Genomic DNA, 14,189 nt, shown 5'->3' on the forward strand with positions numbered 1-14,189 from the left:
AGTTCAGTCGGTTAGAATACCTGCCTGTCACGCAGGGGGTCGCGGGTTCGAGTCCCGTCCGTTCCGCCACTTATTAAAAGCCCTGAGCTAACGCTCAGGGCTTTTTTCTTATCTGTCGTTTAACTATTGCGAAATTAGCAAAAATCCTCTGCGTTTTACGATCTTTTTCGACATAACAACCACAGCGATAATCCTCCTCAGTTTACGAACATAACGATTGAGGAATCATATGACTATCCCTGCACTGGGTCTCGGCACTTTTCGCCTGAAGGACGACGTTGTTATCGCATCTGTTAAAACCGCTCTGGAACTGGGCTATCGCGCCGTTGATACGGCGCAGATTTATGACAACGAAGCTGCCGTAGGCCAGGCCATCGAAGAGAGCGGCATACCGCGCCACGAGCTTTTCATCACCACCAAAATCTGGATTGAGAACCTCAGCAAAGACAAGCTGATCCCAAGCCTAAAGGAAAGTCTGAAAAAGCTGCGTACTGATTATGTTGATCTGACGTTGATCCACTGGCCATCACCTGGCGATGCCGTCTCCGTAGAGGAATTCATGCAGGCGCTGCTGGAGGCAAAAGAGCAGGGCTTAACGCGTGAAATTGGTATCTCGAATTTCACTATCCCATTGATGGAAAAAGCCATTGCCGCAGTGGGTAAAGAGAATATTGCTACTAACCAGATTGAACTCTCTCCCTACCTGCAAAACCGCAACGTAGTGGACTGGGCGAAACAGCATGGTATTCATATCACCTCGTACATGACGCTGGCTTATGGTAAGGCCCTGAAAGATGAAGTCATTGCGCGCATCGCTGAAAAACACAATGCGACAGCTGCACAGGTGATTCTGGCATGGGCGATGGGTGAAGGTTATGCCGTGATCCCGTCTTCAACCAAACGTGAAAACCTGGCAAGTAACCTGTTAGCGCGGGATCTCCAGCTTGATGATGAAGATAAAAAAGCGATCGCAGCACTGGAATGCAACGATCGTCTGGTCAGCCCGGAAGGGTTAGCACCAGACTGGGATTAATAAAACCCTCCCTCTGTGACCTTAACCCTCACACAGCTCCTCCGGGAGCTGTTTTTATATGCTCACTCAGGAAGTCGATAAATGCGCGTATGCGCGTACTTACCGCTCGGTCACTGTAATACACCGCGCTAAAAGGCATCTCTACAGGCAAGCGTTTATCAGCCATTAGCTCAACTAGCTGGCCAGCTGCAATTTCCTTATCAATCATATAGTCGGATAAGCAGGCGATCCCATTCCCTTGCAGACACAGCTGCTTCAGCGTTTCCCCGCTGTTAGAAGAGATACCGCAGGTGATTTCATGAAGCTGGCCGTCATGGCAGGCGACAGGCCAGGTGTTCAGGCTTACAGGCTCCGTAAAACCCAGACACAGATGCTGCTTCAGCTCTTCAACCGTCTCCGGTCTGCCATGCTCGGCAATATATTGCGGTGACGCGATAATTTTGCGGTAGCTGGCGAACAAGGGGCGCGCGCGTAAGCTTGAGTCCGTCAGAGTGCCCGCGCGGATCGCCACGTCAACTTTACGCTCAATCAGGTTAATGAATGTCTCAGAAGAGACCAGCGACAGGGTCATCTCCGGGTAACGCTCCCGGAAGGGCTTGATTAACGGCATCAGGAAATGCAGCACGACCGGCGTCGCCGCATCTATGCGCAGCAGTCCACGCGGCGTGCTGCGTGATTCAATAATTTCCGTTTCTGCCGCCGCCATCTCCTGCAAAACGGACTGCACGCGTCGAAAATAACGCTCACCTTCTTCCGTCAGGCTGAGCTGGCGCGTTGTTCTGTTAAGCAGGCTTACCCCGAGCTTCATCTCCAGCTTTTTCACCGAGCGGCTGATGGCAGAGTTCGCCTGCCCGAGCTGTTCGGCGGCGCGGCTAAAGCTCCCGCTTTCGACCACGGCGACAAAGATAGTCAGTTCTTCCGATGTAGCCTTCATTATTGCACCACCTGCAAAATTCTATTGAGATTCTAACCATTTTTGTTATTTAAACACTGGCGCATACTGCCTGTCATCTTAATCCTGAAGAGACGGAGTATTTTATGCCACTGGCGCTTCTTGCCCTGACGATCAGTGCCTTTGCAATTGGCACGACCGAATTTGTTATTGTAGGACTGGTCCCTACCATTGCTCATCAACTTGCCATTTCGCTGCCCTCTGCCGGGCTGTTGGTATCTATTTATGCGTTAGGTGTCGCTGTTGGGGCGCCTGTGCTGACGGCGCTGACCGGCCGATTCCCGCGTAAACAACTGTTAGTCGCCCTGATGGTGCTCTTTACCGCCGGCAATATTCTGGCCTGGCAGGCACCGGATTACGCCACGCTGGTCGTTGCTCGCCTGCTGACAGGCCTCGCGCACGGGGTCTTCTTCTCTATCGGTTCCACGATTGCAACCAGCCTGGTGGCAAAAGAGAAAGCGGCGTCAGCTATTGCGATTATGTTTGGTGGCTTAACCGTCGCGCTGGTCACCGGAGTGCCGTTAGGAACGTTTATCGGACAACATTTTGGCTGGCGTGAAACCTTCCTCGCGGTATCGCTGTTGGGCGTCATTGCTCTGGTGGCCAGCCTGCTGTTGGTCCCGTCGAATATCCCGGGGCGAGCGAGTGCCAGCCTGAGCGATCAGGTTAAGGTTCTTACACACCCGCGCCTGCTGCTTATCTATGCCGTAACGGCGCTGGGCTATGGTGGCGTGTTCACTGCGTTCACCTTCCTTGCGCCGATGATGCAGGAGCTGGCTGGTTTCTCCCCGGGGGAAGTGAGCTGGATTTTACTGGGCTACGGTATCTCCGTCGCAATCGGCAATATCTGGGGCGGCAAGCTTGCGGATAAGCATGGTGCGGTACCGGCGCTGAAGTTTATCTTCGCCGCACTGGTTGTTCTGCTGATGATTTTCCAGTTCACCGCATCGATGCAATACGCCGCGCTGGTAACGGTATTGGTTATGGGGGTATTCGCGTTTGGTAACGTACCGGGATTGCAGGTCTATGTTGTGCAGAAAGCGGAACGCTATACCCCCAATGCGGTGGATGTCGCATCCGGCCTGAATATTGCCGCATTCAATATCGGTATCGCACTCGGCTCGGTTATCGGTGGGCAGACGGTTGAACACGTTGGATTAACCCAGACGCCGTGGATTGGCGCAGTGATTGTGCTTGTCGCTTTCTTCCTGATTGTTCTGAGTGGACGTCTTGATAAACCTGCTCGCGTCGCGCTGGGATGAGTATCAGTAAGTGCTTGCTTACAAAACTGGAAAGCGGTTTCTCAGTAATTGCGTTGAAAGTGTGACCTAAAATCCCTATAACATTAGAACCAGTCCGTTTTCCGGGCTGGTTCATGTTACAGAGGCCGTTTCCAAAAGTGCGAAAAAATACCTATGCCATGCGTTATGTTGCCGGAATGCCTGCGGAGAGGATCTTGCCTCCGGGGTCGTTTGCGAGCCTCAGCCAGGCATTACCTGCGGGCACTCCCTTAAGCAGTGACGATAAAATTCGCGTGCTGGTGTGGAACATCTTCAAGCAACAGCGTGCGGAGTGGTTATCCGTACTTCAAAATTTCGGCAAAGATGCGCATCTGGTTCTGTTACAGGAGGCGCAAACCACGCCTGAGCTGGTAAGGTTTGCAACAACAAACTATCTTGCAGCCGATCAGGTGCCTGCCTTTGTTCTGCCACAGCATCCATCTGGGGTGATGACCCTTTCAGCCGCACATCCGGTCTATTGCTGCCCGCTGCGTGAACGTGAACCGATCCTGCGTCTGGCAAAATCGGCGCTGGTCACGGTTTATCCGTTGCCTGATACCCGTCTGCTGATGGTGGTAAACATACATGCGGTGAACTTCAGCCTGGGCGTTGATGTGTATAGTAAGCAGTTACTTCCCATTGGCGATCAGATTGCTCATCACAGCGGGCCAATCATTATGGCCGGCGACTTCAATGCCTGGAGCCGTCCGCGCATGAACGCGTTGTACCGCTTTGCGCGTGAAATGTCGCTGCGTGAAGTGCGTTTTGGCGATGACCAGCGCAAGAAAGCGTTTGGCCGGCCTCTCGATTTCGTTTTCTATCGTGGTTTAAGCGTGCACGACGCCTCCGTACTGGTGACGCGCGCCTCCGATCATAATCCTCTACTCGTTGAATTCAGTCCCGGCAAATCTGATAAATAATGGTGCGTCAGGTCTGCCGTGGGGCAGGCCTGTGCGGGTGCTGCCCTTTATTATTTAACCCATAAAAGGACAGCAACATGACAACAACACACTCCCATCATGACAACGTCGAAAAACAGTTTGGTTCTCAGGCAAGTGCCTATCTGAGCAGCGCCGTGCACGCTTCTGGCCGCGATCTGGTGCGTCTTGGCGAACGGCTCGCCGCCTTTTCTGACGCGCACGTGCTGGACTTAGGCTGCGGGGCGGGGCACGCCAGTTTTACCGCCGCACAGCATGTCGGCCAGGTAACGGCGTATGATTTATCGAGCCAGATGCTGGACGTGGTTGCTGAGGCGGCAAAAGCGAAAGGGCTGAATAACGTCACGACGCGCCAGGGCTACGCTGAATCTTTACCCTTTGAGGATGCGTCGTTTGAGGTTGTGATTAGCCGTTACTCTGCACACCACTGGCATGATGTGGGTCAGGCATTACGGGAAGTGAAACGCGTGCTCAAACCGGGCGGGATCTTCATCATCATGGACGTGATGTCTCCGGGACATCCGGTGCGGAATATCTGGCTTCAGACGGTTGAAGCGCTGCGTGATACCTCGCACGTGCAAAACTACTCCAGTGGAGAGTGGCTTACGTTTATCACCGAAGCCGGCCTGATTTCACGCTCGTTGATAACCGACCGTTTGCCGCTGGAGTTTACGTCATGGATTGCGCGGATGCGCACACCGGAGGCATTAACGCAGGCGATCCGATTGTATCAGGAGAGCGCCTCTGCTGACGTGAAGGCGTACTTTGAATTGCATGGGGATGGTTCGTTTACCAGCGACACCATCATGGCCGAAGCGCATAAAGCGGGATAAACAAAAAAGGCACCGAGGGGAATCGGTGCCTTTTTAACAAGCGATCGTACTATCAGGAATCTGGCGTAGCGCTGTTTTTCACAAACAGCGTTAACTGGTCGCCAGGTTGCAGGTTGGCCGTATCGTTGTTCCAGCGCATCACATCTTTGATGTTTACGCCGTGACGCTTAGCGATACTGGACAGCGAGTCGCCTTTACGCACGCGATAGGTAATGCTATCGCTGTTTTTAGCGAGACGCTGTGCGCTGCTACCTGCACCTACGGTCAGCGTTTGACCCACTTTCAGACCCGACCCGCGCAGATTATTCCACTGCTGGAGATCTTTCGTATTCACGCCAAGACGTGATGCAATACCTGAAAGCGTATCACCTGAACGCACCTTATAGCTGCGGCTGCTTACAGGCGACGTATCAGCGATCAGCGTAGACTGAACGGCTGCAATTTCACCCGAAGCTAAAGACTCACGTAACTGTTCTGCGTGTTTCTGCGGAACCATCACATAGCGCGGGCCACTTGCACCCAGCGTAGAGCCTTTAACACCTGCATTAAAGGTTTTCAATTTACTTACCGACATACCCGTCATATCGGCAACCTGTTGAATATCAACCGGGCTGCTGAGGCGGACACGCGCCAGTGCACGACTTTCGTCTGGTGTTGGCAGTTGTACACCGTAACGTTTGCTGTTCTTGAGAATATCGCTCAGGGCCAGCATTTTCGGTACGTAAATCTTTGTTTCCTGTGGCAGTGAGAGCGACCAGAAGTCTGTGGATTTACCACGCGCTTTATTCGCTTTCATTGCCTTCAGTACACGACCTTCACCACTGTTATACGCTGCGACAGTCAATAACCAGTCGCCATCAAACATCTTATTCAGACGTTGCATCATGTCGAGAGCGGCTGTCGTTGAAGCGACAACATCACGACGCGCATCGTAGTTGCGGGTCTGCTTTAAACCATAATTTCGCCCTGTGCTCGGAATGATCTGCCAAATGCCTGCGGCATTGGCGCCAGACGTCGCGTGCGGGTCAAAAGCGCTCTCCACTATGGGTAGTAGTACCAGTTCCATAGGCATGTTACGTTTCTTAACTTGCCCGGCTATCCAGTACATATACGGCTCTGCCCGTAATGTTACATCGTGGAGATAGCTCTTATTTCTCAAATACTTCTGCTTCTGTTCGCGAATCCGGGTGTTCTCCGGAATTCCCATCTTTAGCTCGTCGCCAATAGAGGCCCACAAGTCTTGTTCCTGCGCGAAGGATGTCCCATCGTCCAACCATCGCGCCTGACTCGTAAACTTCCCTGCTTCCCCTTGACCAGCCGCAGAAAGGCTCTGTGCGTGCTGCTGTACGTTGCCGCCGTTCTGTGACTGGCAACCAACAAGCAGGACAGAGGCGAGTAATATCGCTTTTGCCTTCATGTGTGTGTCAATAGTTGCTTAAAAGACGAGCGATGATAACGGCGAAATTTTGAAAAGGCAACCCGCATTTATCTGAAGTTATCTTTCTTTGACCTTAACCATGCAAAACGCGCTTCTGGTTGTTGCAAATTTGTTTCTTGGTTAATTTTATTAATTAAATCAACGTCATTCGTTCTTAAAAATAAATTTATTTGGCGCTCATTTTTCAGAATTACGGGGAGTGTTTTTTGGTTTTTTGCACGTAACTCCTTCACTTTCTGGTAATAATCCTGAATCGCCCGATCCTCGGGTAAGATGCTCACAGCAAACTTCATATTTCCTAATGTATACTCGTGGGCACAGCAAATTACGGTGTCGGCAGGCAATGCATTAATTTTTTGTAAAGATTGATACATTTGTTCTGGCGTACCTTCAAAAAGCCTTCCGCATCCACCTGAAAACAGCGTGTCGCCGCAAAACAGATAAGGTTTACTGTAGAAACAGAGATGTCCAGAAGTGTGACCTGGTGTAGCAAATACGGAAAACTCCCACCCAAGAATCTGGACACTTTCGCCCTCGCTAACGACTTGCGTTGTGCCCTTGTTTTGTGTCTCAGCCGGCCCATACACGGCAAGACCAGGATATTGCGCAAGCAGATCGGGAACTCCGCCCACGTGGTCATTGTGGTGGTGGGTGAGGAGAATCGCCTCCGGCTGCCAGCCGTTTTCATTTATTGCGTCCAGGATCGGAGTGGATTCGCCGGGATCGACAATGATGCATCTGCGATCGTCGTCGACTAAAACCCAGATGTAATTGTCCTGAAAGGCGGAAATACTGATAAGATTCATGCATTACCTCTTATAGCGTGGCGGGTGTTTTGATGAAACCGGCAAGGATACCTCAGACTGTCGCACCACCGGATCGTTGGGCAGAGTTGCCCTGGGGTGAATATTATCGCGAAGCTTTAGAACTTCAGCTTAAACCCTGGCTCGCGAAAATGTATGGTTTTCACCTGCTTAAGATTGGCAATCTCAGCGCAGAAATCAATACCGAAAGCTGCGCTATCTCGCATCAGGTTAACGTATCGCTTAAGGGTTCCCCGGTTCAGGTGAAAGCAGATCCGCTGCATTTGCCGTTTGCGGAAAAATCCATTGATGCCTGTCTGCTCGCCCACGCGCTGCCCTGGTGTAGCGATCCCCATCGTCTGCTGCGGGAAGCCGACCGCGTGTTGATCGACGACGGCTGGCTGATCCTGAGCGGTTTTAATCCGCTGAGTCTGATGGGGCTGCGCAAGCTAACGCCCGTGCTGCGCCGCACGCCGCCGTATAACAGCCGGATGTTTACTATGATGCGCCAGCTGGACTGGCTTTCACTGCTGAATTTTGAAGTGCTGAGCTACGGCGGTTTTCAGGTCATCCCCTGGACGCGAAAAGGCGGTGTTTTACTCAGCACCCATTTACCCGCGCTGGGCTGCATGCAGTATATTGTCGCGCGTAAGAGGACGATCCCCCTTACGCTCAATCCGATGAAGCAAAGCAAATCAAAAACGCGGATCCGCCAGACCGTGGGTGCCACGCGGCAGTACAAAAAACCGTGATCAGGATTCAGGCTGATAACCTGCGTCCTCATGGGTCGGGTTGGATGCCGCCGCGCGAGCCAGTTCGTCACAGCGTTCGTTCTCAGGGTGCCCGGCGTGGCCCTTAACCCATTCCCATTTGATTTCGTGCTGACCGAGGGCGGCATCAAGACGCTTCCAGAGGTCGACATTCTTGACCGGCTTTTTCTCTGCCGTTTTCCAGCCGCGTTTTTTCCAGTTGTGGATCCACTGGGTGATGCCCTGGCGAACATACTGGCTGTCGGTACTCAGCACCACGTCACAATGTTCTTTTAACGCTTCCAGCGCCACGATGGCCGCCATCAGCTCCATGCGGTTGTTGGTGGTGAGAAAATAGCCTTCACTAAAGGTTTTTTCATGCTCACGATAACGCATAATGGCGCCATAACCGCCGGGCCCTGGGTTACCGAGACAAGATCCATCGGTGAAAATTTCTACCTGTTTACGCATCTCTGGTAGACTTCCTGTATTTGAAACGTTCAGTAAAACGATAAGTCTGACATAAATGACCGCTATGAGCACTGCAATTACTCGCCAGATTGTTCTTGATACCGAAACCACCGGTATGAACCAGATTGGCGCCCACTATGAAGGGCACAAAATCATTGAGATTGGTGCCGTTGAAGTAGTGAACCGTCGTCTTACGGGCAACAACTTCCACGTTTACCTCAAACCCGATCGGCTGGTGGATCCGGAAGCGTTCGGCGTTCACGGGATTGCCGATGAGTTTTTGCTGGATAAGCCCACCTTCGCCGATGTCGCGGATGAATTTCTCGACTACATCAGAGGTGCGGAACTTGTCATTCATAACGCGTCGTTCGATATCGGCTTTATGGACTATGAGTTCAGCAAGCTCAACCGCGATATTCCAAAGACCAATACGTTCTGTAAAGTCACGGATAGCCTGGCGCTGGCAAGGAAGATGTTTCCCGGCAAGCGTAACAGCCTTGATGCCCTGTGCTCTCGCTATGAGATAGACAACACCAAGCGAACCCTGCACGGCGCATTGCTCGATGCCCAGATCCTGGCCGATGTTTACCTGACCATGACCGGCGGGCAAACGTCGATAAAATTCAGTATGGAAAATGAATCCCAGCAGACGCGGGACGAAGGCGGTATTCAGCGGGTCGTGCGTCAGGCGAATCGCCTGCGGGTTGTTTTAGCCAGTGATGAAGAGCTGATGAACCACGAATCTCGCCTCGATTTAGTTCAGAAGAAGGGCGGAAGCTGTCTGTGGCGTGGGTGAAAAAAGGCGGAAACGTTTGTTAAATCACCGTTTGGGTGATTTTTGCAGCAAACGATTCAAAACCTGAGAAAAAGCGTTGACGAGTTACGAGGCAGACCGTAATATTCGCCTCGTTCCCCAAACGGGAACAGTGGAGCGGTAGTTCAGTCGGTTAGAATACCTGCCTGTCACGCAGGGGGTCGCGGGTTCGAGTCCCGTCCGTTCCGCCACTATTCAGTTTTCGGGTGTTTCATAACATCCGATATAGTAAAGAAAACCGTATCACTGTTTACAGGATACGGTTTTTTTTCGTCTGTACTCTTCTCTCTCCGATACTGGGGAAGCCAAAGCCAACAGTCCTGCACTCAAAAGACATAAATTTCGCAGTCCCATTTCAGGCTTTATGCGGAGAAAATTCAAAAAAAAACAGAATATTGCTTACTTCTTCACTGAGATTGAAGGAGTGCGTTTTATGGCTGTTCTTACCCGTCCGTTATCGACTTTCTAAGTTCAGAAAATAAAACCCGCAGAAAAGTTAGTTGAACGGGAATATTCGGTGAGATCCCAGGCATGGCTGGAATGCCATAAGAATCATTAGATAAAGCTGTCCGGTCTTTTTCTTCAGTTTTGTCACAGGCTGAATACTACCAAGAGGAACTTACGGAAGAGGGGGAACTATCAGTCTGGTTTTTTTCTTTATGCGGTGCGAACAGCGAAAACGCGAAATCAGCAGTTGCAGCAGTGTGGCAACGGGCAGCCCGGCGTCCGGTTGCTGTCGGTGTCACGGAGGCCAAATCTATTTATTAAAGATCATAACCTCGATATCGGTGCCGATTTCACCCACCTCGTCCAGCATCGAGGCGTAAATAATACCGACAGTCTATGTTTCGGCTTTCTGACGTTAAAATTCAACTGGTTCTTGTCTTTGCTATAACTAAGTTGAATTTGTTATTGTTTACAAACACTACATGCCTTTCGTCCAGAGATGTGTTGTCTGTCTTATCTGGGTCACCTGTGACTAAAAGGTTGAGAGGAACAGCAACTTCTGACGCTAGTCCTCTGTTTTGGGATATGACAGTTATTAATTTATTCTTTGTTATGGGCGGCGTCATTTTTCTTGCTCCCATATACATAATGCTTTTGAATGATATATTAATGATATAGTTGTATCATTTATATTACTGCTTCGATTCATTTCTTTAAATAAGAAACAATAGGGGTCGTACAGTTATTTGCGTTGTGCTTTATGTAAAAAAATCCCCTATCTATCAGACTATTGGGCCTCTTGTGGGGAGGAACGAGCTTTATAAATTTAAAAGTATAATGCTGCAAATAAGTTTGCATGATCTTGGTCAAGTATATTAAGTGGGCGTTATTGGATACTTAAATTAATTTTTGAGTAGACGATTGAATGGTTTGCCTTATATTTATGAGATGAATGTATGTTGTTCAATGATGTAGGGTATGGTTTTTCCTCGATTCTCTCATAATAGGTGGCTGGTTTTACAAGTCTTTTTTTTTGTTATGCAGTAAAGTAAAGGTTGAAGAGTATTTATTTTTGTGATGTTTACGTCTTAATTATTTGTTTTTTCCCTTATCCAGCTAATATGGATGCGGAGATTCATTTTCCATTTGTCGGTTAACTGACTGATTAATCTCTTCCGGTTATGTGCCAGCCAGTAGCAGATTTTGACTTAAATGTTGTGGATACGTAAGGGAGTTAAGGATGCCAACGCCGTGTTATATCGCTATTCCCGATCAGACCAAGAGTAACATCACAAAGGGGCATTTACTGCGGAGCATGTGGGTATTATCTACGTTCAGGGGCATGAAGATGAGAGGCTGGTTCAGGAGTTTCAGCATAACGTCACAGTGCCAACCGACTCTTAGTCCGGCCAGCCTGCTAGTCTACGTGCGCATAAGCCGTGTTTTTTTACAGTGGCGCTAAATAAAGCCATTTTGATGCTGTTCAACGCGCTGGCTTCCGGTGAAATGTTGCCAAAGACAGAACGTCTGTTGAAGGGAAACAGGAGCACTTTTCATGACTCGCCTGACTCACTCGACCATCGTGGATATCGACTGCGATATGCCGCATTGTCAGGATTCGGCGAAGCTTGAATTCTTTCAGTTGATTAAGGTTTCGCTGTCTTATTGCGAGATTTAATGGAAACACGTTACCGCGGCATTTCTGGTGCCGACGACTGGCGAGCTGCGCTGGTAGCATATTTTTTATAGCTGGAAAGACATGCCGTGAAGTTACGGTATACCTCAGTTATTTGCGGGATCAGGAAGGTTGTTATGTCATCACAAGGATTACGTTTTACTCTGGATGTTGAAGGGCTCCCGCCGAATATGTTTCCGGTGGTCGATTTTAACCGGAACGAGTCGCTCTCTTCACTTTTTTGTCTTGATGTGCGCGTTTCCAGTGAATATTTCACCTCCCTTAGCCACGAGATGGTGACGGAGAAAACGGCAATTCTGAAAATATGGGAAGGGGAAACCATCCTTCGCCAAGTAAAAGGTATTGTCACCGCTTTCAGCCGGGGTGAGTTCGATGGTCAGCGGACGGATTACTGGCTGGAAATCCGTCCCCCGTTCTGGCGCAGCGCCCTGCGGCAGAATTTTCGCAGTTTTCAGAATCAGGATATCGAAACCATCATCGACACACTGCTGGGCGAGAATGGCGTCACTTGGTGACTCAGGCGTTAATAGTTCAATAGGCGCAAGCTGGAATCAAGAAGGAAGGTTGGCAACCTTAGATGATGCTTCTGAACAACATATTAAGTCAGAATTGTGCCGGGGTAGTGGAATTCGAGGATAAAGAAAATGCGCGATCAATATGTTAGAGAATACTCCATTTGAAGAAATGGATTCTTACCATGTTATAGTAAAAATGCTTTTGGCAACCTTTATATTTTCGGGGAGGCAATTGGTAGGGATATTAAAGTATTGCCAATCCTGAATCGAATTTTATTTAATAAGGCTGATTGTTTAAGGAAAATATCAGAAGATCTGAATAGTGAAATAGAATCATTTTTCGCATTTTCAAGTCCAGATGAGTTTGATTTGCTCGATTGCAATGATAATTATATTTTTAATAAGCAGTAGAGATATACGGTCTTTTAAAGAAAAATGAGATATTTGGTTTGAAGCCTGCTTATGTCTTAGGGGGGGCGAATAAAAAAGAGAGCTTAAGGAAAGTAGACTGCCAGGTTCATTTGTCAATCCTTAGGGAGTTAGTTTCACCAGAATAGTTAAATTCTAGATTTTAGGGATGAAGTATTATATGAGTTAGGTGAGCATTTTTATGCATTACCTAACTCATTAGAATATAGAAAATGCATTTTTATGGCTAATGATAATATTTTTATAAGTACGCGAGCTAACAAAAATCCACTGACAAACTATCATTTTTACCTGACACCAAAAGAATCGCTCTATTTAAAAATAAATGGATTTGGCAGCGATGGGCAGCATCTCGTTTTAGGAGCGTCCGTCCAGGGAATCGTTTCAATCACACAGTCTTCCCGCCAAAATCAACGGGAGCAAAGCATTCAGATTACTGCGATAAAAGAAGGTTTCGTCATAATCCATGCTCGTGAGTCGTCTGCTAAATCAAGCAAATATATGAATAGTTGTATTCCTGCTAATGGACATTTTAATGGTTGTTTTCCAAATTTAACAATAGAGGTAATGAGTACAATCTCAATGCCAAAAGACTTAACACCTGAACAAAGGGCTATGTTACTGGTATTATTAGCAGAAACCAAAAGACCTAGTGGTTCAGGATATAACGAAACAGATGCTATAAAGGCTATGCAATATATGAGGCAGGCATTATATAATCGTTTTAAATTCTCACATCCCTATTTGCTTGATGTTCCAAAAAATAATCCAACCCTGATCGGATTAATCAAGTCCGGAAGAGTTATTGAAGGCTTTCGGAATTACCCAGTTCTGAAACCAAGTGTCCAGAAAAATATTGACGCATTCTTCAATGAATGTAATAAGGGTAATAGTAAAAATTTTACAAAGTATCGTAATCTACTTCAGGCTGCAATCAAGATTGCTAGTGGGGAAAATTCAGGTGTTACCACTGGTGAAAAGGTTTATAGCTGGCGAACTCAGGGGAGTTCCAGCCTAGGGAGAAATTTTAAGCACTTATTTGATCTGTCAGGTCAGAGTTTCTATGGGCTACAAAAGAAATTTATCGATAACCCTAATAAACCCAACAATGATTGAGGGCTGTTATGAGATCTGTTCTTATCGTTATTTTCCTGTTTAGCTCTTTTGTGTCAAAGGCTGATGACTGGGGTATCTTTAATTCAAAGCCAGTTGCCAGATACAAAATAACTGCGACAACACCCTATAAAGAGATCTATAAGGATGCTCTCGAATATTTTATATTAAAGGAAGGTAAAAGTCAGAATGATAATCATTTTTGCATGCTAGGTTATGACTGGCCTGATGGTCGCCGAAGTGCAGTCGTTTTCTGGAAAGAGAATAATTATATATTTTCTAATTGGACGCTGGGCCGTAATCCTAGTGAAAATGATTATATGTCTTTAAATGATGCCAATATTATTGATCAAGAAACGTCTGTCTTTACAATGGAAAAACTTCGAAAAATTTATACTGAAGAAGAAATTCGTCGCAATCCTGATGTCCTCCCGATGTATGGATATCGCCAGAAAGATGTTGATTTACAACGTCGTGATTGTGATGAATATGGTGAAAAAATAGTTATTCAGGCTTTTGCTCGGCCAAAAGATTGTAGGGATACAGATGATCCTGAAGTGGCGCATCTTTGTGAAGCCGATGGCGAATAAAGTCATATATGTAGATTAAAATCCAGCTAGCAAAGGGATAAAGCGTCAGGTTGATATATGTTCAGAGACAAAATCATAATAACAGGGA

The 14,189-nt window shown here is 48.1% G+C and carries 14 protein-coding genes, 1 tRNA gene and 1 pseudogene; 12 read left to right on the top strand and 4 right to left on the bottom strand.

What is annotated here, in order from left to right; translation table 11 throughout:
- Positions 1 to 229 precede the first annotated feature (229 nt).
- The gene (dkgB, locus tag INF58_RS19560) at positions 230 to 1,033 is read left to right on the top strand and encodes a 2,5-didehydrogluconate reductase DkgB (RefSeq protein ID WP_193528336.1); all 804 of its coding nucleotides are present in this window, start codon (positions 230 to 232) and stop codon (positions 1,031 to 1,033) included.
- Between the two features lie 28 nt (positions 1,034 to 1,061).
- Here dkgB and yafC read toward each other — a convergent pair whose 3' ends face one another.
- Positions 1,062 to 1,967, bottom strand: a complete 906-nt coding sequence (yafC, locus tag INF58_RS19565) for a DNA-binding transcriptional regulator YafC (RefSeq protein ID WP_107534741.1) — start codon at positions 1,965 to 1,967, stop codon at positions 1,062 to 1,064.
- A gap of 104 nt (positions 1,968 to 2,071) precedes the next feature.
- On the opposite strand from yafC, the gene INF58_RS19570 reads away from it, so the two are divergent.
- The 3 genes from INF58_RS19570 to INF58_RS19580 all read left to right on the top strand — a co-directional run bounded on the left by INF58_RS19570 (position 2,072) and on the right by INF58_RS19580 (position 5,036).
- On the top strand, positions 2,072 to 3,247 hold the full coding sequence (locus tag INF58_RS19570) for an MFS transporter (protein ID WP_193528337.1): 1,176 nt from the start codon (positions 2,072 to 2,074) through the stop codon (positions 3,245 to 3,247).
- A 137-nt stretch (positions 3,248 to 3,384) separates the two neighbouring features.
- The gene (locus INF58_RS19575) at positions 3,385 to 4,185 is read left to right on the top strand and encodes an endonuclease/exonuclease/phosphatase family protein (protein WP_193032602.1); all 801 of its coding nucleotides are present in this window, start codon (positions 3,385 to 3,387) and stop codon (positions 4,183 to 4,185) included.
- Positions 4,186 to 4,262: 77 nt separating this feature from the next.
- Complete coding sequence (locus INF58_RS19580) at positions 4,263 to 5,036, top strand: class I SAM-dependent methyltransferase (RefSeq protein ID WP_193032603.1); 774 nt, start codon at positions 4,263 to 4,265, stop codon at positions 5,034 to 5,036.
- Positions 5,037 to 5,088: 52 nt separating this feature from the next.
- Here the strand turns inward: INF58_RS19580 and mltD are convergent, their stop codons facing one another.
- Together mltD and gloB are read right to left on the bottom strand one after the other, a co-directional pair.
- Entirely contained in the window at positions 5,089 to 6,453 is a 1,365-nt protein-coding gene (gene mltD, locus INF58_RS19585) for a murein transglycosylase D (protein ID WP_107534745.1), read from the bottom strand.
- A gap of 68 nt (positions 6,454 to 6,521) precedes the next feature.
- The gene (gene gloB, locus INF58_RS19590; RefSeq protein ID WP_193528338.1) at positions 6,522 to 7,280 is read right to left on the bottom strand and encodes a hydroxyacylglutathione hydrolase; all 759 of its coding nucleotides are present in this window, start codon (positions 7,278 to 7,280) and stop codon (positions 6,522 to 6,524) included.
- A 32-nt stretch (positions 7,281 to 7,312) separates the two neighbouring features.
- Here gloB and INF58_RS19595 point away from each other — a divergent pair, with 32 nt between their 5' ends.
- Positions 7,313 to 8,029 (top strand): class I SAM-dependent methyltransferase, encoded by a 717-nt coding sequence (locus INF58_RS19595; RefSeq protein ID WP_107534747.1) that lies wholly within the window; start codon positions 7,313 to 7,315, stop codon positions 8,027 to 8,029.
- Here the strand turns inward: INF58_RS19595 and rnhA are convergent, their stop codons facing one another.
- A complete protein-coding gene (gene rnhA / locus INF58_RS19600) occupies positions 8,030 to 8,608 on the bottom strand; it encodes a ribonuclease HI (RefSeq protein ID WP_162196835.1) in 579 nt (192 codons plus the stop codon).
- Here rnhA and dnaQ point away from each other — a divergent pair.
- The 7 genes and pseudogenes from dnaQ to INF58_RS19635 all read left to right on the top strand — a co-directional run bounded on the left by dnaQ (position 8,562) and on the right by INF58_RS19635 (position 14,101).
- Entirely contained in the window at positions 8,562 to 9,293 is a 732-nt protein-coding gene (gene dnaQ / locus INF58_RS19605; RefSeq protein ID WP_072201000.1) for a DNA polymerase III subunit epsilon, read from the top strand. The genes rnhA and dnaQ overlap by 47 nt on opposite strands.
- A 132-nt stretch (positions 9,294 to 9,425) precedes the next feature.
- A tRNA-Asp gene (locus INF58_RS19610) sits at positions 9,426 to 9,502 on the top strand.
- Between the two features lie 1,496 nt (positions 9,503 to 10,998).
- Positions 10,999 to 11,507: pseudogene (gene tssD, locus INF58_RS19615) on the top strand (type VI secretion system tube protein TssD).
- 63 nt (positions 11,508 to 11,570) lie between these two features.
- Positions 11,571 to 11,969 carry a contractile injection system protein, VgrG/Pvc8 family gene (locus INF58_RS19620; RefSeq protein WP_193528339.1) on the top strand — a complete coding sequence of 133 codons (399 nt, stop codon included), beginning with the start codon at positions 11,571 to 11,573 and terminating at the stop codon, positions 11,967 to 11,969.
- Between the two features lie 449 nt (positions 11,970 to 12,418).
- Positions 12,419 to 12,526: a T6SS immunity protein Tdi1 domain-containing protein gene (locus INF58_RS21015; protein ID WP_226847838.1), complete on the top strand. Its 108-nt coding sequence runs from the start codon at positions 12,419 to 12,421 to the stop codon at positions 12,524 to 12,526.
- Positions 12,527 to 12,620: 94 nt separating this feature from the next.
- Positions 12,621 to 13,514: a hypothetical protein gene (locus INF58_RS19630; protein ID WP_193528340.1), complete on the top strand. Its 894-nt coding sequence runs from the start codon at positions 12,621 to 12,623 to the stop codon at positions 13,512 to 13,514.
- A gap of 8 nt (positions 13,515 to 13,522) precedes the next feature.
- Positions 13,523 to 14,101, top strand: a complete 579-nt coding sequence (locus INF58_RS19635) for a hypothetical protein (RefSeq protein ID WP_193528341.1) — start codon at positions 13,523 to 13,525, stop codon at positions 14,099 to 14,101.
- Positions 14,102 to 14,189 lie beyond the last annotated feature (88 nt).

The sequence above is a fragment of the Enterobacter cloacae complex sp. P24RS genome, from assembly GCF_014982165.1.
Lineage (GTDB): Bacteria > Pseudomonadota > Gammaproteobacteria > Enterobacterales > Enterobacteriaceae > Enterobacter > Enterobacter quasihormaechei.

Coding starts and splice junctions, on each gene's coding strand:
- INF58_RS19620 (WP_193528339.1), top strand. CDS start 11,571: ATGTCATCACAAGGATTACGTTTTACTCTGGATGTTGAAGGGCTCCCG.
- INF58_RS19570 (WP_193528337.1), top strand. CDS start 2,072: ATGCCACTGGCGCTTCTTGCCCTGACGATCAGTGCCTTTGCAATTGGC.
- INF58_RS19635 (WP_193528341.1), top strand. CDS start 13,523: ATGAGATCTGTTCTTATCGTTATTTTCCTGTTTAGCTCTTTTGTGTCA.
- INF58_RS19580 (WP_193032603.1), top strand. CDS start 4,263: ATGACAACAACACACTCCCATCATGACAACGTCGAAAAACAGTTTGGT.
- yafC (WP_107534741.1), bottom strand. CDS start 1,967: ATGAAGGCTACATCGGAAGAACTGACTATCTTTGTCGCCGTGGTCGAA.
- INF58_RS19630 (WP_193528340.1), top strand. CDS start 12,621: ATGGCTAATGATAATATTTTTATAAGTACGCGAGCTAACAAAAATCCA.
- gloB (WP_193528338.1), bottom strand. CDS start 7,280: ATGAATCTTATCAGTATTTCCGCCTTTCAGGACAATTACATCTGGGTT.
- dnaQ (WP_072201000.1), top strand. CDS start 8,562: ATGAGCACTGCAATTACTCGCCAGATTGTTCTTGATACCGAAACCACC.
- dkgB (WP_193528336.1), top strand. CDS start 230: ATGACTATCCCTGCACTGGGTCTCGGCACTTTTCGCCTGAAGGACGAC.
- mltD (WP_107534745.1), bottom strand. CDS start 6,453: ATGAAGGCAAAAGCGATATTACTCGCCTCTGTCCTGCTTGTTGGTTGC.
- INF58_RS19595 (WP_107534747.1), top strand. CDS start 7,313: ATGAAACCGGCAAGGATACCTCAGACTGTCGCACCACCGGATCGTTGG.